At 73.7% G+C, this 24586-nt stretch carries 19 protein-coding genes and 1 other RNA gene; 13 read left to right on the top strand and 7 right to left on the bottom strand.

The annotated features are described in order from the left end of the window. Positions 1-32: 32 nt before the first annotated feature. From ACF07N_RS14445 to ACF07N_RS14430, 4 genes are all read right to left on the bottom strand, one after another. Positions 33-947, bottom strand: coding sequence for a carbohydrate ABC transporter permease (locus tag ACF07N_RS14445; RefSeq protein WP_392112302.1), 915 nt, complete (start codon positions 945-947; stop codon positions 33-35). Beyond that, positions 944-2290, bottom strand: coding sequence for a carbohydrate ABC transporter permease (locus ACF07N_RS14440; RefSeq protein ID WP_392112299.1), 1347 nt, complete (start codon positions 2288-2290; stop codon positions 944-946). Before ACF07N_RS14440 ends, ACF07N_RS14445 begins: the two co-directional genes overlap by 4 nt. Positions 2291-2294: 4 nt before the next feature. Next, entirely contained in the window at positions 2295-3710 is a 1416-nt protein-coding gene (locus tag ACF07N_RS14435; RefSeq protein WP_383339380.1) for an ABC transporter substrate-binding protein, read from the bottom strand. Between the two features lie 196 nt (positions 3711-3906). Then, positions 3907-8460, bottom strand: coding sequence for an FtsK/SpoIIIE domain-containing protein (locus tag ACF07N_RS14430; protein ID WP_392112296.1), 4554 nt, complete (start codon positions 8458-8460; stop codon positions 3907-3909). Between the two features lie 362 nt (positions 8461-8822). On the opposite strand from ACF07N_RS14430, the gene ACF07N_RS14425 reads away from it, so the two are divergent. The 4 genes from ACF07N_RS14425 to ACF07N_RS14410 all read left to right on the top strand — a co-directional run bounded on the left by ACF07N_RS14425 (position 8823) and on the right by ACF07N_RS14410 (position 13996). After that, positions 8823-10541, top strand: coding sequence for a serine/threonine-protein kinase (locus ACF07N_RS14425; protein ID WP_392112293.1), 1719 nt, complete (start codon positions 8823-8825; stop codon positions 10539-10541). A gap of 122 nt (positions 10542-10663) precedes the next feature. Next, positions 10664-11911, top strand: coding sequence for a serine/threonine-protein kinase (locus ACF07N_RS14420; RefSeq protein ID WP_383335837.1), 1248 nt, complete (start codon positions 10664-10666; stop codon positions 11909-11911). A gap of 71 nt (positions 11912-11982) precedes the next feature. Next, positions 11983-13089 (top strand): peptide chain release factor 2, encoded by a 1107-nt coding sequence (gene prfB, locus ACF07N_RS14415; RefSeq protein WP_383335838.1) that lies wholly within the window; start codon positions 11983-11985, stop codon positions 13087-13089. A gap of 289 nt (positions 13090-13378) precedes the next feature. Beyond that, positions 13379-13996, top strand: a complete 618-nt coding sequence (locus ACF07N_RS14410) for a hypothetical protein (RefSeq protein ID WP_383335839.1) — start codon at positions 13379-13381, stop codon at positions 13994-13996. A 122-nt stretch (positions 13997-14118) separates the two neighbouring features. On the opposite strand, the gene ACF07N_RS14405 is transcribed toward ACF07N_RS14410, so the two are convergent. Continuing rightward, on the bottom strand, positions 14119-14310 hold the full coding sequence (locus ACF07N_RS14405) for a hypothetical protein (protein WP_094052195.1): 192 nt from the start codon (positions 14308-14310) through the stop codon (positions 14119-14121). A 235-nt stretch (positions 14311-14545) separates the two neighbouring features. On the opposite strand from ACF07N_RS14405, the gene ftsE reads away from it, so the two are divergent. The 5 genes from ftsE to ssrA all read left to right on the top strand — a co-directional run bounded on the left by ftsE (position 14546) and on the right by ssrA (position 18445). Beyond that, positions 14546-15235, top strand: a complete 690-nt coding sequence (ftsE, locus tag ACF07N_RS14400) for a cell division ATP-binding protein FtsE (protein WP_003990615.1) — start codon at positions 14546-14548, stop codon at positions 15233-15235. Positions 15236-15276: 41 nt separating this feature from the next. After that, positions 15277-16194 carry a permease-like cell division protein FtsX gene (ftsX, locus tag ACF07N_RS14395; protein ID WP_383335840.1) on the top strand — a complete coding sequence of 306 codons (918 nt, stop codon included), beginning with the start codon at positions 15277-15279 and terminating at the stop codon, positions 16192-16194. A gap of 68 nt (positions 16195-16262) precedes the next feature. Continuing rightward, positions 16263-17429, top strand: a complete 1167-nt coding sequence (locus tag ACF07N_RS14390) for a S41 family peptidase (RefSeq protein ID WP_392112287.1) — start codon at positions 16263-16265, stop codon at positions 17427-17429. 46 nt (positions 17430-17475) lie between these two features. Then, entirely contained in the window at positions 17476-17958 is a 483-nt protein-coding gene (gene smpB / locus ACF07N_RS14385; RefSeq protein ID WP_392112284.1) for an SsrA-binding protein SmpB, read from the top strand. A 99-nt stretch (positions 17959-18057) separates the two neighbouring features. Further along, positions 18058-18445: a transfer-messenger RNA gene (ssrA, locus tag ACF07N_RS14380) on the top strand. 48 nt (positions 18446-18493) lie between these two features. Here ssrA and ACF07N_RS14375 read toward each other — a convergent pair. Both ACF07N_RS14375 and ACF07N_RS14370 read right to left on the bottom strand, forming a co-directional pair. Beyond that, the gene (locus tag ACF07N_RS14375; protein ID WP_392112281.1) at positions 18494-19474 is read right to left on the bottom strand and encodes a LacI family DNA-binding transcriptional regulator; all 981 of its coding nucleotides are present in this window, start codon (positions 19472-19474) and stop codon (positions 18494-18496) included. Positions 19475-19590: 116 nt separating this feature from the next. Continuing rightward, the gene (locus ACF07N_RS14370) at positions 19591-20862 is read right to left on the bottom strand and encodes an MFS transporter (RefSeq protein WP_392112278.1); all 1272 of its coding nucleotides are present in this window, start codon (positions 20860-20862) and stop codon (positions 19591-19593) included. A 206-nt stretch (positions 20863-21068) separates the two neighbouring features. Between ACF07N_RS14370 and ACF07N_RS14365 the strand changes: the two genes are divergently transcribed. The 4 genes from ACF07N_RS14365 (at position 21069) to ACF07N_RS14350 (ending at position 24374) form a co-directional block, all read left to right on the top strand. Next, positions 21069-21314 (top strand): hypothetical protein, encoded by a 246-nt coding sequence (locus tag ACF07N_RS14365; protein ID WP_383335845.1) that lies wholly within the window; start codon positions 21069-21071, stop codon positions 21312-21314. Positions 21315-21325: 11 nt separating this feature from the next. Further along, positions 21326-22129: a hypothetical protein gene (locus ACF07N_RS14360; RefSeq protein ID WP_392112275.1), complete on the top strand. Its 804-nt coding sequence runs from the start codon at positions 21326-21328 to the stop codon at positions 22127-22129. 34 nt (positions 22130-22163) lie between these two features. After that, on the top strand, positions 22164-23129 hold the full coding sequence (locus ACF07N_RS14355; protein WP_392112272.1) for a LysR family transcriptional regulator: 966 nt from the start codon (positions 22164-22166) through the stop codon (positions 23127-23129). 165 nt (positions 23130-23294) lie between these two features. Further along, a complete protein-coding gene (locus ACF07N_RS14350; RefSeq protein ID WP_392112269.1) occupies positions 23295-24374 on the top strand; it encodes a hypothetical protein in 1080 nt (359 codons plus the stop codon). Positions 24375-24586 lie beyond the last annotated feature (212 nt).

Raw genomic sequence — 24586 nt, 5'->3', positions numbered from 1 at the left:
GGCCCGCCCCTCCAACGACCTGATCAGGCGCCCTATTTGACCGCCCCGGCCATCACGCCGGACACGAACTGCCGCTGGAACGCGAAGAAGACGGCCAGCGGGACCACCATCGAGATGAACGCGCCGGGCGCCAGCACGTCGATGTTGTTGCCGAACTGCCGTACCTGCGTCTGGAGTGCGACCGTGATCGGCTGACTCCCGGAGTCCGAGAAGATCAGCGCGACCAGCATGTCGTTCCACACCCACAGGAACTGGAAGATGCCCAGCGAGGCGATGGCAGGACCGCCCAGCGGCATCACGACGCGGAAGAACAGCCGCAGTTCGCCCGCACCGTCCAGGCGCGCCGCCTCCAGCAGCTCCCGGGGGATCTCCGCGAAGAAGTTCCGCAGCAGGAACACCGCGAACGGCAGTCCGAAGCCGACGTGGAAGAGCACCACGCCGAGCACCGAGCCGAAGATGCCGATGGTGCCGAACAGTTCGGCGATCGGGATCAGCGCCACCTGCACGGGCACCACCAACAGCCCGACCACGCCCAGGAACCACCAGTCCCGGCCCGGGAACTCCATCCAGGCGAAGGCGTACCCGGCCAGCGAGCCGATGATCACCACCAGCAGGGTCGCCGGGACGGTGATCCACACCGTGTTCAGCAGGCTGCTGGTGATGTCGTCGTTCTCCAGCAGCTTGGAGTAACTGTCGAAGGTGATCTGCGACGGCTCGGTGAACACCTTCCACCAGCCGCTCGCCGCGATGTTCTCCGGCGAGCGGAGGCTGGCCAGCAGCAGACCGATCGTCGGCACCAGCCAGAACAGGCCGACCAGGATGAGGAACACCCGCACCAGTCCGCCGCTGACCCCCTCGACCAGCCGGGACGCCAGCGAGTGCTTGGCCCGCACCGAGCCGGTGGGCCGTGCCGGCTTGCCGGGCCGTACGCCCGCGTCCGCGGTCATCGCCGCACCTCCCGCCTCAGCCGCCGTACGTTGAACCACATCACCGGGATGACCAGCAGCAGCAGGAACACCGAGATGGCGCTGGCGATGCCCGGCTGGTCCTCGGAGAAGCCCTTGCGGTACAGCTCCAGGGCGAGCACGTTCGCGTCGTCCTGGGCGGAGCCGGGGGCGATGATGAAGACCAGGTCGAAGATCTTCAGCACGTTGATCATCAGCGTGACGGTGACGACCGCGAGGACCGGCGCCAGCAGCGGCACCGTGACCCGTCTGAACACCTGCCACTCCGTCGCGCCGTCGACCCGGGCGGCCTCCAGCAGTTCCCGGGGCACGCCCGCGAGCCCGGCCGCGATCAGCACCATCGCGAAGCCCGCCCACATCCAGATGTAGGCGCCGATGATGGCCGGGGTGACCAGGGACGGGCCGAGCCAGTCCAGGCCGTTGTACGGCTCTTTGAAGTTGCTGTCGGGCAGCCGCAGTTGCGCCCCGTCGGCGGAGGCGGGCAGCGTGAAGGCGCCGTCGTCGCCGGCCGTGGTGGAGGCCACCACCCTGCCGTCCTTCACGGCCTCGACGCGCATCCCGGCATAGCCCAGCTCGGACGCGTCCACGCTGTTCAGCGTGCCGACGCCCTTGCCGCGCGTGAAGTCCTGCCAGGCGGTGCCGGTCACCTTGCCCGGCTCGGGCTTCGGCGCCGCCGCCGGTTTCGCGTCGTCCGGCATCAGGTCAGGGGCCACGCCCACCAGCGGCAGCGAGACCGGCTCGCCCGCGCGCACGGGCGACTTGGTGATGAACGCGCCCCCGCCGGCCGGCTCCAGCGGCGACTCCCGGCCCGGGTGGGCCTTCGGGAACGCCGACGACTGGGCGAACGTGTCGTGCACGCCCACCCACACCGCGTTCGCCACGCCCTTGTCCGGGTCCTGGTCGTACACCAGGCGGAAGATGATGCCCGCGGCCAGCATCGAGATCGCCATCGGCATGAAGACGACCAGCTTGAACGCCGTGCCCCAGCGCACCCGTTCCGTCAGTACCGCGAAGATCAGGCCGAGGGCCGTCGCGACCGTCGGCGCGAACACCACCCAGAAGACGTTGTTCTTCAGGGCGGTGCGGATGCCCTCGTCGGTGAAGAGGGCCTTGTAGTTGTCGACGCCGGCGAAGCCGTCGCCGGACTGGTCGTAGAAGCTGCGGACCACCGAGTACCCGATCGGGTACACCACGAGCGCGCCGAGCAGGACGATCGCGGGCAGCAGGAACAGCGCCGCGACGATCCTGCGCGTGCCGGTCACACTCTTGCGCGACTTGGGAGCGGCAGGGGGCGTGACGCCCCCTGCCGCCGTGGCCGACGTCATGACGTCAGTTCCCGTACGCCGCGGCCGCTTCGGCCTCCAGCTTCGCCTGCGTGCCCGCCACGTCCTTCGGGTTCTTCAGGAAGTCCTGGAGGATCTTCCACTCACCCTTGCCGGGCGTGCCGCCGAAGGCCTGCGGGGCCTGGTCGGACATGTCGAAGCGGAAGTCGTCACCGGCGTCGATGAGCGCCTTGGCGATCTTCTGCTGCACCGAGTTCGGATACGCGGAGTTCTCCACGTTCTTGTTCGGCGAGAGGTAGCCGCCCAGCTTGGCCTGGATCGTCGCCGCGTCCGGCGAGGCGAGCCAGGTGGCCAGGGCCTGCGCCCCCTTCGAGTCCTCCAGGATCACGGCCGCGTCGCCCGCCGAGACCACCGGCCCGTTGTCCCCGACCGCCGGGAACGGGAACACCTTCGCGTCCGTGCCGACCTTCATGGAGGACGGGATGTTGACCTGCGCGAAGTCACCCGCCGCGACCATGGCCGCCTTGGGCTGGTCCCCGCCGGTGAACACCTGCGTGACGGAGGCCGGGAAGTCGGTCTGCAACGCCCCGTTCGCCCCGCCCGCGATGTAGTCCGGCTTGCCCCAGACCTGCGCGAGGGTGGTCAGCGCGTCCTTCACGGACGGGTCCGTCCACTTGATCTCGTGCTTGGCCAGCTGGTCGTACTTCTCCGGGCCGGCCTGGGAGAGGTAGACGTTCTCGAACCAGTCGGTCAGCGTCCAGCCCTCGGCGCCGCCGACGGAGAACGGGGTGACGCCGGAGTCGTAGACCGTCTGGGCCGTGTTCAGCAGGTCCGGCCAGGTCTCGGGCTCGCTCGCCCCGGCGTTCTCGAAGACCTGGTTGTTGTACCAGATCAGGGACTTGTTGGCGGCCTTGTAGTAGACGCCGTACTGCTTGCCGCCGACCTTGCCGATGTCCTGCCAGCCCTGCGAGTAGTTCTCGCCGAGTTCCTTCTGGGCGTCGGCGCCGAGCGGCTTGGCCCAGCCGCGGTCCACGGCCTGCTTGATGGCGCCCGGCTGCGGCAGCATCGCGATGTCCGGCGGCTGCCCGCCGGCCACCTTCGAGCCGATGAAGTTGATGATCGGGTCCTGCGCGGGCACGAACGTGACCTTGGCGCCCGTGCGCTTCTCGAACTCCGCGAGGACCTTCTTGAAGTTGGCCTGTTCGGTTCCGGTCCAGACGGCGGCGATCTCCAGGCTCGTCCCGTCGAGCTTCGGAAGGGTGACGTCGCCGGCGGTCTGCCCGGAGGTGCCCGTGTCTCCGCCGCTGTCGTTGCCGTCGTCGCCTCCGCAGGCGGCGAGCGAGAGCGCGAGCGCTCCCGCCGCGACGGCCGCCGCGGCCCTGGTGGCTCTGCGGCTGTGGGGGGTCGCCTTGTCCCGTTCGGGCGACCAGCGTTTCCGGATGGTGCTGCTCGTCATGCGCATGACTGCCCCGTTCTTCGTTCCTCGTCGAACGTCGAGCGCGCTCCCGTGCGATCTGGTCTACGCCCGGGTGTGCGGGGGCGGCAAGATGGCGTCGCGTGTCAAGCGGGGGATCGTGACTCCCTCGTGACCAGGGGCGCGGCCCCGCGACGCCGGGCGGGGCCGACGGCCGTCCCCGTCACGGAGACGGCCGTCCCCGTCACAGAAGGGACGGCACCCGCGCCGCCGCGACCTCCCGCGCCGCCCTTTCCAGCGCGCTGGCCAACAGTGCCAGGTCGGTCGGGCCGTTTCCGAGCTCCCGCACCGGACGCCGGGCCGGAGGGTCACCCATGCGGTGCCATTCCAGCGGCACCACCGTGGGGCGCAGCGTCGCCGTCCGGGGGATCCGGCCGGTGACCCGCCCGCCCTGGAACGGCGTGACCCGCCCGTCGGCGCAGGCCAGGCTCCCCCGGCCGGGAGCGGGCTCGTCGGGACCCTGCGCCGGGGCGTCGAGCGTGACGCGCAGGGTGGCCCGGCGGGCCGGCTCCGTCTCCGCCGTACGGGGGCACGGGCCGGTGGCCGCCACCAGGTGCACGCCGAGCCGCTCGCCCTCCCGGGCCACGGCCTCCAGGGCGCGCATCACCGACCCGGCGGCGGGCCGGCCCGTCGAGCCGAGGGCCGGGGAGACCAGGGCGTCCAGGTCGTCGACGACCACGACGAGCCGGGGCAGCGGGGGCGCCGCCGCCTCCGCCTGCCGCCGCGCCCCGCCGGGCCGCAGCCGCAGGGTGGAGCTGGACGGGCTGTCGAGGTCCCCGGCGCCCGCGGGGCTCTCACCCGGCTGGGAACCCCGGGCCGCCGCCGTGCGCTGGGCGACCATACGGCCGGACAGCTCGCGACCCGTGTGCCACTCGGCGAAGTCGCTCCGCCCCAGCAGCTCGGCCCGGCGCTTCAGCTCGGCGCTCAGCGACTGCGCGAACTCCCGCATCCGCACCGGGTCGTGCGCGGTGAGATACGTGGACACGTGCGGGACGTCCGTGCACACCCGCAGGCCCTCGCCCGGCCCGCCGCCCGCGCCCGGGCCGCCCCGGCCGTCGACCAGCACGATGCCGAGCCGGTCCGGCCGCTCGGCGGCGGCCAGGGACGCCACGACCGCCCGCAGCAGCTCCGTACGGCCGCTGCCCGGCGGGCCCTCGACCAGCAGGTGCGGTCCCTGCGCGGCGAGGTCCGCGCAGACCGGGCCGCGCGGACCGGCGCCGAGCACCGCGCGCGCCCTGCCGCCCAGCGCGTCGGTGTCGTCGGCCGCGTCCGCCCAGCGCGCCATCAGCGAGGCCGGGGTGGCCCGGGCCAGGCCCAGCTCGTCCAGCAGCCGGGCCGCCTGCGGCAGCGGCGCCGAGACGCGCGGCTGCCGGCCGCCGGCCGGGCCGTCCGTCCGCAGCGGCGCCAGGGCCCGTGCGAACCGCTCGGCCCACGCGGGGGAGACGGCGTCGACGGTGGCGACGGTGCCGTGCCCGACGGGACCCGGCGCGGCACCGTCCCCCCGGGCCACGCGCATCAGCCGCAGCGCGGTCGCCACGTCGCCGCTGAGCAGCGCGACCGCACCGCACTCGCGGAAGGTCGGGGCGGCGGAACAGGCCGCCTCGTAGGTCTCGGTCACGGGGGAGGCGGGCGAGGCGGCGGCGGTCTCGGCCAGGCAGATCACGTGGATCCCGGCCCGCGGCCCCTCCACGGCCAGCCGCGCCACGGCGTCCCGCAGATCGGCCCCGCCGGGGTCGCCGTCCACGACGAGCACGGTGTACGGCCCCGCGAAGCCGCCCGCTGCGGCGGGGGCGGTGGTGTCCTCCCGGGCCCAGGAGGGCCGCCGGGTGACGGGCCGGGCGTGCGCCTGGGGGTGTTCCCCCCGGAGGGCCGCAGGGCCGGTGGCCGCGGAACCGGTGACCGCAGGGCCCGCCGCCGCAGCCGGGCGGGCGCCGGGGACGTGGGGAGCCGGAGAGCCGGAGCCGTCGGGGCGAGGGCCGGGGACTCCGTTCCCGGGCTGTGGGGCCCTCGGGTCCGAGGGGCGGCCCCCGGAGCCGGCGCTTCCGTGGGCGGGAGCGAGGGGGGCGCCGGGAACCCGTGCGCCGGACTGCGGGCCGTCCGCACCCGAGGCCCGGTCACCAGGGCCGCCACTCCCGTGCGGGCGGGAGGCCGGGACGCCGGGGCCGTCGACGGTCCGCGCGTCGTCCGCGGCGCCTACGCCGGGCAGCGGCGCGCCCGCGCCCGGGGCGCGGTTCCCCGGGCCGTCACCCACGCGGGCGTGGGAGGCGGGGGCACCCGGGCGGTCGCCGGACCGGACGGCACGGGGACCGGAACTCCGGGCGCCGGGGATGTGGGCCGTGGTGCCCGCGGTGCCGAAGGTGCCGATGCCCGCAGCGTCCGTGGTGCCAGGGACGCCAGGCGTGCCAGGAGTGCCAGGGGTGCCGGCAGTGCCACTGGGGCGTGCGCCCGCGGGAACCGTGCCCGTGACGCGTGTGCCCGCGCCCTCCTCGGTCAGCTGGTCCTCCAGGCGGCGCAGCAACTCCTCCGTGCGGGCCGCGGCCTGTTCGCGGTCGTGGGCCAGGAGGAGCCGGCAGTCCTGCCCGTGCCCCGGGCGGACGTGCGGCAGCCAGCCCAGCCAGGACCACTCGGCGGTGCGCTCCTCCAAGGGGCGGGAGCGGTCCGCCGTGATCAGGACGATCTCCAGCGTGTCGGGGGAGTGCAGCGCGGCGAGCTGGGCCAGTACGGCACGGGCCAGTCCGGACAGCCGCGTGCGTGGCCCGGCCAGCCCCAGCGCGCCGACCTCGCGCAGACCGGCCGTCACCGGTACGGCGGGCAGCAGGCCCGAGCCGTCCGGGGCCGCCCGGTCCGCCGTGCCGAGCCGCACGGCGAGCGCCTCGGGGTGGCCCGGCCCGCGTTCCCACAGGCGGGGCCCGGGCCCCAGGGCCGTCAGCAGCAGTGTGGCCGGATCCGGCCAGGTGTCGGGCACGGCCGGGCCCGACACCGGGTGCTCCGCCGCCACCGTCACGGCCGGCTCGTCCTCGTCGTACGTCCCGCGCGGCTGCGCGGGCTGCTCCGCACGCCCTCCGGCCAGGCGCCGGGCCCACGCCCCCAGCCCACCCCGCCGCCGCGTGCCGGGCGGTACGTCGGTGCCGCGCAGGGGAGTGCCCTTGCGTCCGCGGCCGAGGCGCTCGTCACCGGGGAGCGGGGCGTCGGCGGCGGGCCCGTGAGGGCTCCGCCGGGCATCGGTCTCACCCGCGTGGGCCGGGATTCCGGTCCCCGTCGCGGAGGGGGTGGCCGGTCCGCCGGGGCCCGTGCGGGCCACGCCGTGACCGGAACCGTCCGGGGCTCCGGCACGCGGCCGCCCGGTGTCGTCGTGGGCTCCGGCACGCGGCCGCCCGGTGTCGTCGTGGGCTCCGGCACGCGGCCGCCCGGTGTCGTCGTGGGCTCCGGCACGCGGCCGCCCCGTGCCGTCCGCGGCTCCAGCGCCGGGCTGCCCGGTCCCGGTCGCGTAGGCCTCCCGGGGGCCGGAATACTCGGTTCCGTGGATGGGCGCGGCGCCCGGGTGCCCGGCCTCGAACGCCGATCCGGCCCTCCCGTGCCCGGCACCGTCCGCGGCCCCGGGACGAGGGCCCAAGGCCCCGGAACGCCCCGCGTGCGTGTCCATGTCGCCGCTCGCCGACGGTGCCCCGCCCCGCTGCCGGGGAGCACGGAGACTGCCCTCCGGCGGGAGAAGCGCGGGTGAGGCGTGAACGCTCCCGGCGCTCCCCGGCCGTGGTCCCTCCGCGGCCGTCCGGCCCTCACCCTCGATCCGCGGCGCCCCGCCCTGCCCGGGCACCACGGCGTCACCGGGACCCTGCCCCGGCCGTACGCCGTCACCCGGGCCTTGTCCCGCCCGCGCAGATCCACCCGGACCCTGTCCAGGCCGCGCGGAGTCATCCGGACCCTGCCCCGACGTGCCCGGCACGCCCCAGGCCGCCGTGCCGTAGGTGTGCCACGTGGGACCGGACGGCCCGGCCGGATCCGGGCTCGCCGCGCGCGCGGGGGAGGTCGCCCCGTGCCCGGCGGGCCCGTCCGCGGAAGGAGCCGCGTCATCCTCGGCGGGCCCGGGGACCCGCACGTGCCCCTCCCCGTCCGGCGTCGTCTCGACCCGGCCCCCCGGCCCCCCGGCGGGAGCCAGCCGCAGGGCCGACTCGCCGATCCGCAGCAGCGCCCCGGGTGCGAAACGGACCGCCCGGCCGCCCACCCGGGCCCGGTCGAGCGTCGTGCCGTTCGTGGAGTCCAGGTCGGCGACCGAGACGCGGCCGTCCGCCCCGACCGTCACCGCGCAGTGCAGCCGGGAGACGTCGGGGTCGTCGAGGGGCACGTCGGCGTCGGCGGAGCGGCCGATGCGGATCTCCCCGCCGTGCAGCAGATGGACACCGCCGGCGTCGGGGCCCGCGACCACCTGCAGCTGGGCCGGGGCGTCGTCCCACTCCGGATGCGGCTCCGGCTCCCCGGGCGCGCCCACGGACAGCACGGCACCGTCGGTCAGCGGCGGCTCGCCGAGCGTGCACCGCTGGGCGTCCAGCCGCTGCTCCCCGGCGTACAGCACCGGCGTGCCCGAACCGTCCCCGCCGGAGACCACCTGGGCGAGCGCCGAGGCCACCGCCGCGAGCGCCGTGCCGGCCGGTGCCGTGACCAGGACGTCGCTGCGTGGGGCGCGGTCCCGCCCCGGAGCCGATGCGCCCAGCGGATCTACGACGGTCAGCCGGATCTGCATCGCCGTCAGCGGTCCCTTCTGCCCGGGCGCGGAGTCCCCCGCCCCGCCCCTGCACGTCGGCCAGTACTGCAGGCATCCTCGCACCTGCCACTGACACCGCGCCCCTCGCTCCGGAAAAGGTGATCTTGATTGGTCGGCTCTGCCCGCAAAAGTGCCTGAGAGATGACCCACAGGCGTCGTCTTGAGATCGGTCACGTCCGTTCCCGGCAACCACGAGACCGAGGTGAGCGTCTTTCCTTCGAACGGGTGTGGGAGCGGATACGTAAGACGCACAGAAAGACGACACTCCGGTCCTCGGTGACCCGGCACTAGAGTGGGTCGGACAGGCCAGCAGGCAAGGCAAGCACCAGGGAGCGCATGACGTGCGGCCGGTAGGCAGCAAGTACCTGCTCGAGGAGCCGCTCGGACGCGGCGCCACGGGCACCGTCTGGCGAGCCCGCCAGCGCGAGACCGCGGGCGCCGAGGCGGCCGTGCCGGGGCAGCCCGGCGAGACCGTCGCCATCAAGGTCCTCAAGGAGGAGCTGGCCGGCGACCCGGACATCGTCATGCGGTTCCTGCGCGAGCGGTCCGTCCTGCTCCGGCTCACCCACCCCAACATCGTCCGGGTCCGCGACCTGGTCGTCGAGGGTGAGTTGCTGGCGCTGGTCATGGACCTCGTCGAGGGCCCCGACCTGCACCGCTACCTGCGCGAGAACGGCCCCTTCACACCCGTCGCGGCGGCGCTGCTCACCGCCCAGATCGCGGACGCGCTCGCCGCCAGCCACGCCGACGGCGTCGTCCACCGCGACCTGAAGCCGGCCAACGTGCTGCTGAAGCAGTACGACGGGCAGATGCACCCGCTGCTGACCGACTTCGGCATCGCGCGCCTCGCCGACTCCCCGGGTCTGACCCGTACCCAGGAGTTCGTCGGCACGCCCGCGTACGTGGCGCCCGAGTCCGCCGAGGGCCGCCCGCAGACCTCCGCCGTGGACATCTACGGCGCCGGCATTCTGCTGTACGAGCTGGTCACCGGCCGTCCGCCGTTCGCCGGCAGCTCCGCCCTGGAGGTGCTGCACCAGCACCTGAGCGCCGAGCCGCGCCGTCCCTCCACGGTCCCCGACCCGCTGTGGACGGTCATCGAGCGCTGCCTGCGCAAGAACCCCGACGAGCGGCCCAGCGCCGTGAACCTCGCCCGCGGCCTGCGCGTCGTCGCCGAGGGCATCGGCGTCCACGCGAACTCGGCGCAGATCGCCGCGGCCGAGGGCGTCGGCGCGCTCCTGGCACCCGACCCGGCTCCCGCGCCGGTGCCCGACACGCCCGGCGCGGCCGACCCGACCCAGGTCCTGCCGCACGGCGCGGGCGCCTACGACCCGAACGCCGCGACCAGCGTCCTGCCCCACACCGGCGGCCCGGCCGGCGCCGCCGACCCCACCGCCGTCCTGCCCCACCGGGGCGCGGCCGACCCGACCGCCGTCATGCCGCCGGTCCCGCCGGGCGCGCCCGGCCACCCCGGGCAGCAGAACCAGCAGGGCGGCCCCGAGGACCCGCACCCCTGGCAGAACCAGCTGCGCGCGGCCCGCGACCGCAACGAGCAGACGCAGGTCCAGTACCTCGACCCGAACGAGGACCCGCTGCGCCGCCGCCCCCAGCGGCAGGTCGCCCGGCCGCAGCAGCAGCCCCCGCGCCGCCAGGCGCCCCCGCCGGGCCCCGGCTACGGCTACCCGCAGCAACAGCAACAGCAACAGCAGCAACCGCAGCAGTACGCCCCGCAGCCCCAGCGGCCCCAGCCGCCGCAGCGCTACAGCCCGCCGCCGCCCCCGGCCCAGCCCCAGCAGCCGCAGCAGCGGCCCCAGCGTGAGCCCCGGCCGCCGCGGCAGCGCAGTGCCAACCCGATGCGCATCCCCGGCCTGGGCTGCCTGAAGGGCTGCCTGTTCTCGATCGTCATCCTGTTCGTCGCGGGCTGGCTGATCTGGGAGCTGAGCCCGCTCCAGGACTGGATCGGCACCACCAAGGGCTACTGGGACCAGCTCACCGACTGGTTCTCCACGGTGACCGGCTGGATCGAGAAGCTCGGCGGAAGCAGCGGTTCGGGCACGAACTGACCCGAACCGCCCCGCGAGTGCGGTGATTTGTCGACACCCGGCGGGTGATTTCCGCCCTCGCGGTGAAGGTTGGCTCCTCGGACGCGTAGTTTTGGCGACAACACGCGTCGGTAGGAGCAGCCTTGGCACGGAAGATCGGCAGCCGGTACACCGCCCACCAGATCCTGGGGCGGGGCAGCGCCGGCACGGTGTGGCTGGGGGAGGGCCCCGAGGGCCCCGTCGCCATCAAGCTGCTGCGCGAGGACCTCGCGTCCGACCAGGAACTCGTCGGGCGCTTCGTCCAGGAGCGCACGGCCCTGCTCGGTCTCGAGCACCCGCACGTGGTGTCGGTGCGCGACCTGGTCGTCGACGGCAACGACCTGGCCCTCGTCATGGACCTGGTCCGCGGCACGGACCTGCGCACCCGCCTGGACCGGGACCGGCGCCTGGCGCCCGAGGCGGCCGTCGCGATCGCGGCCGACATCGCCGACGGCCTCGCGGCCGCCCACGCCGCCGGGGTCGTGCACCGGGACGTCAAGCCGGAGAACGTCCTGCTGGACATGCAGGGCCCGCTCGGGCCCGGCGGCTCCCACCGGGCGCTGCTGACCGACTTCGGCGTCGCCAAGCTGATCGACACCCCGCGCCGCACCAAGGCCACGAAGATCATCGGCACGCCTGACTACCTCGCCCCGGAGATCGTCGAGGGCCTGCCCCCGCGCGCGTCGGTCGACATCTACGCCCTCGCCACCGTCCTCTACGAGCTGCTCGCGGGCTTCACCCCGTTCGGCGGCGGCCACCCGGGCGCCGTCCTGCGCCGGCACGTCACCGAGACGGTCGTCCCGCTGCCCGGCATCCCCGACGAGCTGTGGCAGCTGCTCGTGCAGTGCCTGGCCAAGGCCCCGGCCTCCCGGCTGCGCGCCTCCGAGCTGGGGGCGCGCCTGCGCGAGCTGCTGCCGATGCTGGCGGGCATGCCGCCGCTGGAGGTGGACGAGCCGGACACCGAGCAGGGCGAGGAGGCCGGCCGCGAGGAGCAGCCCGCCGGTCCGGCGCCGGCCGGGGAGCGGGTCCGCCGCCGGGGCGCGGTCCCCCTGGTGCCGGGCGCGAAACCGGCCGACTCCAATCGCGACACCCACACCTCGATGCGCGTCCCGGCCCCCGACGAGCTGGCCGGCGGCGCCCACGGCACGGCCCGGGCCCCCCGCGCCCCCGGCGCCCCGCGCCCCGGCTCGGCCCGCAACCGCGCGGTCGCCCGCCGCCGCAGGGTGGCCCTGGGCGCGGGCGCGGTGGCCCTGGTGGCGGCGGTCGGCGTCGGGGCCTGGCTGACCTCCTCGGGCGACGACACGGACACCCCTCCCCAGGACACGAGGAACTCGGCACCGCAGTCCCCCTGAGCCCCGGGCGGCACCTGCCCGCCGCGGCCGCCCGGACATGGTCGCCGGGCGGAGCCGTTACGCTGGAGGGCGTGGCAGTCGTCGACGTATCCGAAGAGCTCAAGTCCCTCTCCTCGACCATGGAGTCGATCGAGGCCGTTCTGGACCTCGAGAAGATGAGGGCAGACATCGCCGTGCTCGAGGAGCAGGCGGCCGCGCCGTCCCTGTGGGACAACCCCGATGAGGCGCAGAAGATCACCAGCAAGCTGTCCCACCTCCAGGCGGAGGTGCGCAAGGCCGAGGCCCTGCGCGGTCGCATCGACGACCTGAGCGTCCTCTTCGAGATGGCCGAGGAGGAGGACGACCCGGACACCCGCGCCGAGGCCGAGTCCGAGCTCGCCGCGGTGAAGAAGGCGCTGGACGAGATGGAGGTCCGCACCCTCCTGTCCGGCGAGTACGACTCCCGCGAGGCCCTGGTCAACATCCGCGCCGAGGCCGGTGGCGTGGACGCCGCCGACTTCGCGGAGAAGCTCCAGCGCATGTACCTGCGCTGGGCCGAGCAGCGCGGCTACAAGACGGAGCTGATCGAGACCTCGTACGCGGAGGAGGCCGGCATCAAGTCGACCACCTTCGCCGTGCAGGCGCCCTACGCGTACGGCACGCTCTCCGTCGAGCAGGGCACGCACCGGCTGGTGCGCATCTCGCCCTTCGACAACCAGGGCCGCCGGCAGACGTCCTTCGCGGGCGTCGAGGTCCTGCCCGTGGTCGAGCAGTCCGATCACGTCGACATCGACGAGAGCGAGCTGCGGATCGACGTCTACCGCTCCTCGGGCCCCGGCGGCCAGGGCGTGAACACCACGGACTCCGCGGTGCGCATCACCCACCTGCCCACCGGCATCGTCGTCTCCTGCCAGAACGAGCGCTCGCAGATCCAGAACAAGGCCACGGCGATGAACGTCCTCCAGGCCAAGCTGCTGGAGCGGCGCCGCCAGGAGGAACAGGCCAAGATGGACGCCCTCAAGGGCGACGGCGGCAACTCCTGGGGCAACCAGATGCGTTCGTACGTCCTGCACCCGTACCAGATGGTGAAGGACCTGCGCACCGACTTCGAGGTCGGCAACCCCGAGGCCGTGTTCAACGGCGAGATCGACGGCTTCCTGGAGGCCGGAATTCGCTGGCGCAAGCAGCAGGAGAAGTAAGTTTGTCGACAAGGCAACTGCCGTCCTCGGGGCGGCAGTTGCCTTTTCTGCACCCGGATGTCTGGGTTCTACATCACACTCACAGCCTCAGACTCCCGGCATAGCCCCCGTAGTTGGACATGGCACCCGCAAACGGCCTTGACGTGCTCTTGAAAAGTGGGAAGGGTTAAGCGCGGCATGCGTGTCTCTGGGGCGCATGTGAACCGGGGGGCCTTTCACCGCGGCCGTCCCCGTCGAGCACAGCCCCGACGCTGCCTAATGACGATGAGCTACTGGGGGTAGCAACCACATGACGAAGAAGACGCGGATCCGTGTCGCGCGGATAGCGGCCGGTGCCGTGATCGCCGCCGGTGCCTCGCTGACCGCCGCTGGTGCCGCATCCGCCGCGGAGAGCGAGGAGTGCCTGCTCGGCATCCTGTGCGCCGAGGAGTCGCCGGTCCCGACGCCGACGCCGACCCCGACGGAGGAGCCGACCGGCATTCCGACCAACCTCCCGACGGACCCGCCGTCGACCGAGGAGCCCCCGGCCGAGCCCACGGACGAGCCCACCGAGCCGACCGAGGACCCGACGGACGAGCCGAGCAACCCGGGCAACGGGAACGGCAACGGCGGCGGCAACGGCAACGGTGGCGGGAACGGCAACGGCGGCGGCAACGGCGGTGGCGGCAACAACGCCGACCCCGCCGGTGGTGCCTCCACCCAGGAGCAGGGCTCCTCGGCCCTCACCGACACGGGCTCGGACAACACCCCGGCCCCGCAGGCCCAGGCCGGCGGCCCGGAGCTCGCCGAGACGGGTGCCGCGCAGACCACCTTCCTGGTGCTCGGCGCCGCAACGATGATCGCCGGCGGTGTCGGCTTCCGCGTCCTGCCGCGCCTGATGGGCGGCCGGGGCGGCGCTGCCGCCTGACGGCAGCCGCGCCGGCACCGACCGTGTGCGCAGCGCGAAGGGCCCGGAGCAGCACGCTCCGGGCCCTTCGTCGTGCGGTACGGACAGGCGGCCGCGGAAAGCCGCCTCAGGGGGCTACGCCGTCACGCGGTCTGGTGTGCCAGCAGGGCCACGGCGGCGATCAGCACCGTCAGCAGGGCGATCAGCGCCATCGGGCTCAGGCCCGCGAGAAAGTTCTCCTGCTGCAGACGCTCGCGGTTCGCGCGGCACACGGGGCAGCGGCCCTCGCTCACGGGGGCCGCGCAGTTCGCGCACACCAGCCGGTCGTACGTCATGCGCGTGCCCTCCTTGCGACGGTTCCACGTGTCCAACGTTCGTGGGGGTGGGAATGTTCCCCCTCCACTGTGCCAGGTTCCTCCGGAGGGTGCGCGCCGCTCGCCTCGTTCCCCGGCTCCGCGGGGGACGTACAAAACGGCACATCCGATGCGCAACCGCGACCGGTGACTGCGGTGCCGTGCCCGGGTCGCGTAAGGTCACGCTCATCTACCCCCGGCGACCCGTGGTGCATCCGTGATCCGATTCGACAATGTCTCCAAGGTCTACCCCAAGCAGACCCGCCCCGCCCTCAGGGATGTCTCCCTGGAGGTCGAGAAGGGCGAGTTCGTCTTCCTCGTGGGGTCCTCCGGCTCCGGAAAGTCCACCTTCCTGCGGCTGATCCTCCGCGAGGAGCGGTGCAGCCACGGCCAGGTGCACGTCCTGGGCAAGGACCTCGCCCGCCTCTCCAACTGGAAGGTGCCGCAGATGCGGCGCCAGCTGGGGACGGTCTTCCAGGACTTCCGGCTGCTGCCCAACAAGACGGTCGGCGAGAACGTCGCCTTCGCGCAGGAGGTCATCGGCAAGTCGCGCGGTGAGATCCGCAAGTCCGTGCCGCAGGTGCTCGACCTCGTCGGGCTCGGCGGCAAGGAGGACCGGATGCCCGGCGAGCTGTCCGGTGGTGAGCAGCAGCGCGTCGCCATCGCGCGGGCGTTCGTCAACCGGCCGAAGCTGCTCATCGCCGACGAGCCCACCGGCAACCTCGACCCGCAGACCTCCGTCGGCATCATGAAGCTGCTCGACCGCATCAACCGGACGGGCACGACCGTGGTGATGGCCACGCACGACCAGAACATCGTGGACCAGATGCGCAAGCGCGTCATCGAGCTGGAGAAGGGCCGCCTCGTCCGCGACCAGGCCCGCGGCGTCTACGGCTACCAGCACTGAGACCGCTTCCCGAGATCCACGGAAAGGCATAACCAGCCGCCATGCGCGCCCAGTTCGTCCTGTCGGAGATCGGCGTCGGTCTCCGCCGCAACCTGACGATGACCTTCGCGGTCATCGTCTCCGTCGCCCTGTCGCTGGCCCTGTTCGGCGGGTCGCTCCTGATGAGCGACCAGGTCAACACCATGAAGGGTTACTGGTACGACAAGGTCAACGTCTCGATCTTCCTCTGCAACAAGAGCGACGCCGAGTCCGACCCCAACTGCGCCAAGGGCGCGGTGACCGAGGACCAGAAGAAGCAGATCAAGGCCGACCTGGACAAGATGGACGTCGTCCAGACGGTCACGTACGAGTCGCAGGACCAGGCGTACAAGCACTACAAGGAGCAGTTCGGCGACTCCCCGCTGGCCGCCTCGCTCACGCCGGACCAGATGCAGGAGTCGTACCGCATCAAGCTGAAGGACCCGGAGAAGTACCAGGTGGTCGCCACCGCCTTCAACGGGCGGGACGGCGTGCAGTCCGTGCAGGACCAGAAGGAGACCCTGGACAACCTGTTCAAGCTCCTGGAGGGCATGAACTGGGCCGCGCGCGCGGTGATGGCGCTGATGCTGGTCGTCGCGCTGATGCTGATCGTCAACACCGTGCGCGTCTCGGCGTTCAGCCGGCGGCGCGAGACCGGCATCATGCGCCTGGTCGGCGCCTCGGGCTTCTACATCCAGGCGCCGTTCATCATGGAGGCCGCGGTCGCCGGACTCATCGGCGGCACCCTCGCGTGCGCGTTCCTGCTCGTGGCGCGGTACTTCATCATCGACCACGGACTGGCCCTGGCCGACCAGCTCACACTGATCAACTTCATCGGCTGGGACGCCGTCCTGACCAAGCTGCCGCTCATCCTCGCGACAAGCCTGCTGATGCCCGCGCTGGCCGCGTTCTTCGCGCTGCGCAAGTACTTGAAGGTGTGACGCATGCCAAGAGGGGCCGTACGGTCAACGGACCGTACGGCCCTTCCCCTTGTCCTAGACTCACCGGCATGTCAGGTCGTGACCCGTTCTGTCAGCCCCGCCGCGTCCGCCGCGGGGCCGCCCTGACATTGGTCTTCGCGAGCGTGCTCGCCGCCGGCGCGGCCACCGGCGCGCTGCCCCAGGGCGACCGGAAGCCCGCGCCGGACGAGGCCCGTTCGGTGAGTCAGGCCGCGCGCCACGCGGAGATCAGCAGGGCGGCCGAGGAAGCCATGGCCGACGGCAAGTCCCCCGTGGAGGCCGCGCAACGCGCCGTCAGCCGCAGCGGCGACCGCTGGGGCGCCGTCTACTCCGAAGGCGAGTACGAGGAGTTCGAGGAAGCCCTCGACGGCCAGTACACCGGTGTCGGCCTGTGGGCGCGCAGTGAGCGCGACGGCCGTATCGAGGTGACGAAGGTGCGCGCCGGCTCGCCCGCGGCCGCCGCCGGGATCCGCCCCGGCGACCTGCTGCGCAGCGTCGACGGCCGGAAGACCGACGGCCGCCCGGTCACCGAGGTGGTTTCCTTACTGCGCGGTGACGCCACCGACGCCCCCGCCGGCACGACCGTCCGGCTCGGCCTGGAGCGCGGCACGCGCGCGTGGACCCGGATCCTGCGCCGGGCCCAGCTCTCCACCGACTCGGTCACCGTCCGGGAGGCCGCGGGTTCCCTCACCGTCATCCAGGTCGCCACCTTCACCAAGGGCTCCGGCGAGCAGGTCCGCTCGGCCGTCCGGCAGGCCCCGCCCGGCGGCGTCGTCCTCGACCTGCGCGGCAACTCCGGCGGCCTGGTCACCGAGGCCGTCACCGCCGCCTCCGCCTTCCTCGACGGCGGCCTGGTCGCCACCTACGACGTCGACGGCGCCCAGCGCGCCCTGCACGCCCGGCCCGGCGGCGACACCACGAGACCCCTGGTCGTGCTCGTCGACGGCGGCACGATGAGCGCGGCCGAACTCCTCACCGGCGCCCTGCAGGACCGCGGCCGCGCGCTGGTCGTGGGCTCGCGCACCTTCGGCAAGGGCTCGGTCCAGATGCCGAGCCGGCTGCCCGACGGCTCCGTCGCGGAGCTGACCGTCGGCCACTACCGCACCCCCTCGGGCCGCGGAGTGGACGGCCGGGGCATCACGCCCGACCTGGACGCCGCCGAAGGGGCCCTGCAGCGGGCGGAGAGCGTCCTGCGCGGCCTCGCGACCTCCTCGTAATCCGCTTCCCGCCGACCCCCTCCATGGTGCGAAAATGGGCGGCACTATGGCTAAGGAAAAAGGGCGCAAGCTGATCGCGCAGAACAAGAAGGCGCGGCACGACTACCTCGTCATCGACACCTACGAGGCCGGCCTGGTCCTCACCGGGACCGAGGTGAAGTCCCTGCGCCAAGGACGGGCGTCGCTGGTCGACGGCTTCGTGCAGCTCGACGGGAACGAGGCGTGGCTGTACAACGTGCACGTGCCGGAGTACACCCAGGGCACCTGGACCAACCACAGCGCCCGCCGCAAGCGGAAGCTGCTGCTGCACCGTGCCGAGATCGACAAGCTGGAGTCGAAGTCGGGCGAGACGGGCCACACCATCGTGCCGCTCTCGCTGTACTTCAAGGACGGCCGGGCCAAGGTCGAGATCGCGCTGGCGAAGGGCAAGAAGGAGTACGACAAGCGGCAGGCGCTGCGGGAGAAGCAGGACCGCCGGGAGACCGACCGCGCGATCGCGGCGGTGAAGCGCAGGCAGCGCGGGGCGTAGGGAATACGCTGGCACCGACCTGCGTTGGTCACGTACGATGGTGCTCGCACCCCGCAGTGGGTACGCACCCCTCTCCGGAGGGGATTGTCAACACAACATGGGGATGATCGGTTTCGACAGCGGCTGTCGAAGCAGGGGAAGCGTGTCGAGGAAGCGGCAATGATCTCGTAAACCATATGTCGCAAAAAATAATCGCCAACACCAAGCGCGATTCCCAGTCCTTCGCCCTCGCTGCCTGATAAGCAGTGACTGAAGGACCCTAATGGGTGTCAGCCCGGGAGCGTTCCCGGCCCGGATCCTGGCATAAGCTAGGGAACTAAACCATCGAGCCCGGTCACGGGGCTCGATGGGAAATCAAACAGTGACTGGGCCCGTCGGCGACTTGTTCGCGTGATCGCCGGGGCCGAGAAAATCGCAGCGAACTGCACACGGAGAAGCCCTGGTTCTGCACCGTTGGACGCGGGTTCGATTCCCGCCATCTCCACTCATCCCATGTGGGCGAAGGCCCCGTCGCTTCCGAGCGGCGGGGCCTTCGTCATGCCCGGCCCGTGCTGCCGGGGGCGGTGCTGCCCCGCTCCGTCAGCCGGGGCGGCAGCAGGGTCGTCTCCGGTCCGCCCGTGCCGGTCCGCGCGCGCATCAGCAACTCCACCCCGAGGCCGCCCAGTCGCGCCGTCGGCACGACGACGGCCGAGACCGTGCCGGGCACGTCGGCGCCGACGGCCAGCACCGACAGGTCCTCCGGGACGCGTACGCCGCGCTGCCGGAAGGCCGTGAGCAGCGGGACCAGGAGGGCGTCGTTCTGGACGACCACGGCCGTCGGGGCGGGGCGGGCGCGCAGCAACCGGTCCGCGAGGGTGGGGGCCTCGGACCGCTCGGCCGGGTGCACCGACGACGCCAGCCGGTGCCGGTCGGCCGCTGCCGTGAAGCCCTCGACCAGGCGGCGGGCCGAGGCGGTCCCGCGCGGACAGGCCTCCGGCGGCGGACCGGCCAGGGCCACGGCGCGGTGGCCGAGGCGGGCCAGATGCTCCACGCAGACCTCGCCCGCCGCGCGGTAGTCCAGATCCACACAGGTCAGACCGTGCGCGTCGGCGGGCAGGCCGATCAGCACGACAGGGCGGCGCAGGGAGCGCAGCAGCGGCAGACGCGGGTCGTGGAGGCCGACGTCCGTGACCAGCACCGCGTCCGCCGGAGCCGTCGTCCCGCACCGGGCCAGGCCCTCCTCGTGGGTGAGGAGCAGCACGTCGTGGCCGTGGGCACGGGCGGCCGTCACCACCGACTGCGTCAGCCGCATCAACGCCGGAAGGTGCACGCCCCCGCGCAACGGAGCCGCCACGGCCAGCACCTTCGACGTGCCGTACCCCGGCGGGCCCTGCTGCGGACGGTAGCCCAGCTCCCGGGCGGCCTCCTCCACGCGCCGCCGGGTCGCCGCCGAGATCGGGCGCTTGCCGCTCAGCGCGTACGACACGGTGCTGGGGGAGACCCCGGCCCGGCGCGCCACGTCCGTGATCCTGGCCATCAGGCCGGCTCCGGCACCCGGTAGCCGCCGGTGAACGTCATGGGAGTCCCTCACTGTCCCGGTAACCGTGGTTGAAGCGCTTCGACGGTCGAACGTAGGCGCGGGGCGGGTGAGCGTCAATGGGGCGTGCGCTGAAGGGCGAAGCGGTTCGACACGCCTGTCAGGGTGAGCGCGAGAGCCACGGCGGCCGCCACCGGCGGGACCGCGTAGCCCACCGTCGCCGAGGCGTGGTCCACTGCCCAGCCGCCGAGCGCGCTGCCGAGGGCGATGCCGCCCAGCAGGCCGGTCACCGCGAGGGTCATGCCCTCGTTGAGCCGGCCCTCCGGGGTGCGCTGCTGGACCAGCGTCATGGTCGTGATCATCGTCGGGGCCGTCGCCATCCCGGCCACCAGCAGGGCCGCCGCAAGAATCGGGAGCGACCCGGTGAGGGCGGCCGCGAGCAGCGGCAGGGTCAGCAGGGCGGCCATCGCGGCCACGCACAGGGCGAGCCGTCGCGCGGCCGGCCCGTCCGGTCGCGACGCCCCGTAGAGCAGGCCCGCCGCGCACGATCCCGCCGCCTGCAGCGCCAGCACGGCACCGGCCGCGGTCCGGTGCCCCGCGGCGTCCGCGAAGGCGAGCGTCACGACCTCCGTCGCGCCGAAGATCCCGCCCATCGCCAGGCAGACCGCGAGCAGCGGCGCCATGCCGGGGGCCCGCCACGGGGACTTCCCGGGTATGTGCCCCCGCACCGGCGGCTCCGTCGCGCGCCGGCTCGTGAACAGCACCGTGCCGGTCAGCAGCAGCACCGCACCGACGAGCGTGCCCGCCTCCGGGAACAGCGTCCCGCACAGGAAGGCCGCGAGCACGGGGCCCAGCATGAAGCAGAGTTCGTCCGCGGCCTGTTCGAAGGAGTTGGCGGTGTGCAGGGCCTTCGCGTCACCGGCCAGCAGATGCGCCCAGCGGGCCCGGGCCATGCCGCCGGTGTTCGGGGTGGTGGCGGTCGCGGCGTAGGAGGCGAACAGGGTCCAGTCGGGGGCGTCGTGACGGACGCACAGCAGCAGGGCGAGCGACCCCAGGACGGCGATCGCCGTGGCGGGCAGCGCGACCCGGGCCTGGCCGTGGCGGTCCACCAGCCGCGCCGTCCACGGCGCGACCACCGCGGTCGCCGCGAGCCCCGTCGCCGTGACGGCCCCGGCCAGGGCGTACGAGCCCCGGGTACCGGCGATCATGACGACCGCGCTGACGCTGAACATGCCCATCGGCAGCCGGGCGATCAGGTTCCCGGCGGTGAAGGCGCGGGTGCCCGGCAGGCGGAACAGGCGGCGGTACGGAGCGAGGGGCGGCATGCGCCCACCGTCACCCCGGGGTGATCGAACCGTCCAACACCTGTTCCGCCCGCACTCACGCACCTGCGTTGTGAGTCCCGTACCCGGCGCGCGGAGCCCGCGGGCCAGGCCGAAAAGGACGTGGCGAGAAACATTCGCTCTCTGTTCTTCATACAGCGATATGGAGATTCCTAATGGTCCTCATCGCGCATGGAAAAGATGTTCATTCGGGAAAATCCTTCACTCGTTTGCCGCGCATCCGCTGAAGTGGGCCGACGGTTAGTCGGTACATGACCGAGGCGACCAGGAAAGACGGCTGGGCGGTAACGCTCGGCCCGTACACCTACATTCCGGCACCGGCGCACTCGTCCGCCACCGTCAACGGCACGCTCACCAGAGGGGGTTGCCCGGTCACACTGCAGGTGACCGAACCGGTGCTGCGCGATTTCATCGACGCCATGAGCGACCTGGAAAAGGATCTCGCCCGACGGTGGATCAGTGCGACGGAATGGCCCGCTTTCGCGTTCGCGGAATAGCGGGCCACGTCATGTACGACAACGGAATCGAAGGCACCGGACGGCACCGGGCCCCGGCCCGGGACTTCGCCACCCCGCTGACGCCCCCGGACCCCACCTGGGACCCGGCCGAGGAACTGGCCTTCATCCTCGAGGAGGCTCTCCAGCAGGAGGCGACGCGGATCCCCGCCCCCCGCGACGAGCCACCGGCCGCGACCGCCGAAGCGGTCCCCGCACCCGGCGGCGAGCGGATGAGACGGCTCCAGGACATCACCGAGGAGCTCCCGCCCGTCCGGGACGTCCCCCGGCGCCACCGCAAGGTCCGGACCCGCAAGGCACCCCGCCTGCTGCGCACCACCAGCTTCCTGGTCGCCGCCCTGGCGGCCGTGATCGCCACCGCCGTGAGCCTCCTGAGCGGCATCGTCGCCTACGACCCGCTGCGCCTGGTCGCCGCGTCCCCGGCGGAACGGGGCCTGCGCACCTGGTGGCCCCTGCTGGTGTACGGGCCCTGGCTGGTGGCCTCGCTCTCCGTGCTGCGGGCCGCGCTGCACCAGCGCCGGGCCGCGCACTCCTGGTGCGTCGTGCTGGTCTTCTCCTGCGTCGCCGTCCTGCTCTGCGTCGCCCAGGCGCCGCGGACCGTCCTCGGCACCGCCGCGGCGGCCCTGCCCGGCATCGCGGCGCTGGCCTGCTTCCAGCAGGTCGTCCGGCAGATCACCCTGACGCGGCCGCCCGTACGGTCGGCGCCCCGCCACCGGGTGGGCCAGAACCCGCCGTCCGCCGGCGCGGAGGCACCGAAGGGCGAGACCGGGACCCGGGGGCAGTCCACCGCCCCCTGACCTGCCGCGGCGCCGCCCGTTGTAGGTTCACGGCATGCCCGCCCACCTCGACCCGCGCCTCCTGCGCGCCTTCGTCACCGTCGCGGAGGAGCTGCACTTCACCCGGGCCGCGCTCCGCCTCCACCTGGCGCAGCAGGCGCTCAGCCGGGACGTGCGGCGGCTGGAGCGGGAACTGGGCGCCGAACTGTTCGTACGGACCACCCGGCAGGTGACGCTCACGCCCGACGGCGAGCGGCTCCTGCCGTACGCCCGGCGGGTGCTGCGGGCCCAGGACGACCTGCTCGCCGCCTTCGGCCAGGCCCGGCCCCTGCTCGTCGACCTCAACTCCCCGGGCCTGGTCACACCGCGCCGCGTGCTGCACCTGGCCCGCGAACTCGCCCCCGGGCACGAGCTGATGGCCCGCTACGAGAGCGGCCTGACGTGGGCGGCCGGGGAGCTGCTCGCGGGGCGGCTGGACGCGTCGTTCGGGCGGTTCGCCGGGCTGGACCCGGCGCTGCGGACCGGGCTCGACCACCAGCCCGTGCGGTACGAGCCGATGGCCGTCGTGCTGCCCGAGGACCACCGGCTCGCCGGGGCGGCCGAGGTGCCCCTCGCCGAGCTGGCGGGCGAGACCGTCTACGCGGGGGCCGGGAATCCGCGTACCTCGGAGTGGACGGCGCTCGCACGGCTGCTGTTCGAGGGACGGGGGATCGAACTCGCGCCGCCCGCACCGCTGGCCGTCGGCGAGGAGGAGTTCCAGCGGATCATGGCCAGGACGCGTCATCCGATCCTGGCCGTGGTGGGGTTCCCGGCGCTGCCGTCCACCGTGCTGCGGCCCCTGGTCGACCCCGTGCCGCTGTCGCCGGTGTCCCTGGTGTGGCGCAGGGGCCTGACCCACCCCGCGTTCGACGCGCTGCGCGCGGCGGCGGCCCGGCTCGCGGCGGCGGAGGGGTGGCTGCGGCGGCCTCCGGGGGGATGGATTCCGGCCGCCGATCATGTCCTCATGGCGTCTCACGATTGACACGATTCGACACGGCGCCCACACGAAACCCGCGCGTGCGCTACATTCGACGCCTGAGCACGGTGTGGTAATAGGGGGCGCTCGGACGGGTGGGGGCCCGGTCCGACGGCGGGTGCTCAGGTCGTCAGCGCACCTGAACCATCCCGTGGGGGGAAGTGCGTGCGCGTGACAAAGTGGCGAGAAGACGCCCAACCCGAATGGCCCGAGGCCGCTACGGCGACCGGTGAACTCACCGCGGACGGCAGAAGCGGCGGGGGCAGAGCCACGCAGGTCTTCCCCGAGGGCGACGTCCGGCTCACCGCCGCGCGGCTGTCCGCCGGGACCGAGATACTGCGCGGCATCCCCCGGCAGAGCGAGGGCGAGGCCGACTCGCTCGCCGCGTCCACCGGGTCCGCGGAGTCGGTGGCATCCGCGGAGTCCGTGGCGTCCGCGGTGTCCCGGTCGTCCCGGCCGGCCGTGCGCGACCCGTGGCAGGAGCCGGAGGAAGCCGGCCCCGGCAGGTCCGGCGCCGATACCGCGGCGAATCCCGGGGCGGGTCCCGGGGGCGGCCCGGCCGAGCACACCCACGACCCGCACGAGGTCACGGTCCAGCTCGACGCCGTACAGCTCGGGGACGGATTCGTCCGGCCCGTGAAGGAAGGCCCGGGCACCGCACCCGCCGCCGACCGGCCCGTCTTCGTCGACGAGTCCGGCCGCCGCAGCCGCCGCTTCCGCAGGATCGGCCTGGCCGTCGCGCTGGCCTGCGGCGTCTACGCCGTCGTGATCGTCGCCACGCTGATGTCGGGCAACGCCAACGCCCCCTGGCTGCCCGTGCCGGGCCAGAAGGAGGCGCCGCCGGCCGGGCAGGTCGACAGCCCGCCGCTGCCGGCGGAGTCGGCCCCGGCGTCGGACACCGGCGTCACCGCCCCGAGCGGCACGCCGGCCGCCGGGGAGTCCGCGGTGCCCTCGTCCGGCCCCAGCGCCCTGCCGCCGGAGGCCACCGCCGGCTCCGGCCGTCCCGACCCGTCGGCCGAGCCCACGCCGAAGGCGACCCGGACGGCACCGGCCCCGGGCACCGGCGCGAGCGAGCCGGCCCCGAGCAAACCGGCGGACCCGCCGACCACCCCGGCCGCCGACCCGACACCCACGGGCGGCACCACCCCGACCCCGACCCCGACCACGGGCACCGGCGACGGCGGCGACACCGGAACGGTGGCCGACGGCCCGGCGGAGCCCGAGCCGGTCGCCGGGACACCGGCGGTCTAGCCCGGCTGCCGCCCACGGCGGCGTCGGCCCCGGGCGGAGTCCGGCACACCGGGCGACGACCCGGCCGGGCCGTCTCCCGGGGAGGGCCGCGTGGCCCGACCGGCCGGACGTCCCGGGGCGGTGGCCGGCCGTACGGCACGGGACCCGTGCCGCCGGCGCGGTCCAGCGCAGCGGGCGGCGGCAGCACGGCGGTACGACCCCAGCGCCGCGCG

This window comes from Streptomyces sp. NPDC015242 (genome assembly GCF_043079125.1).
In the GTDB taxonomy this organism is placed as follows: domain Bacteria; phylum Actinomycetota; class Actinomycetes; order Streptomycetales; family Streptomycetaceae; genus Streptomyces.
This window is presented reverse-complemented; position numbering and strand designations above follow the sequence as displayed.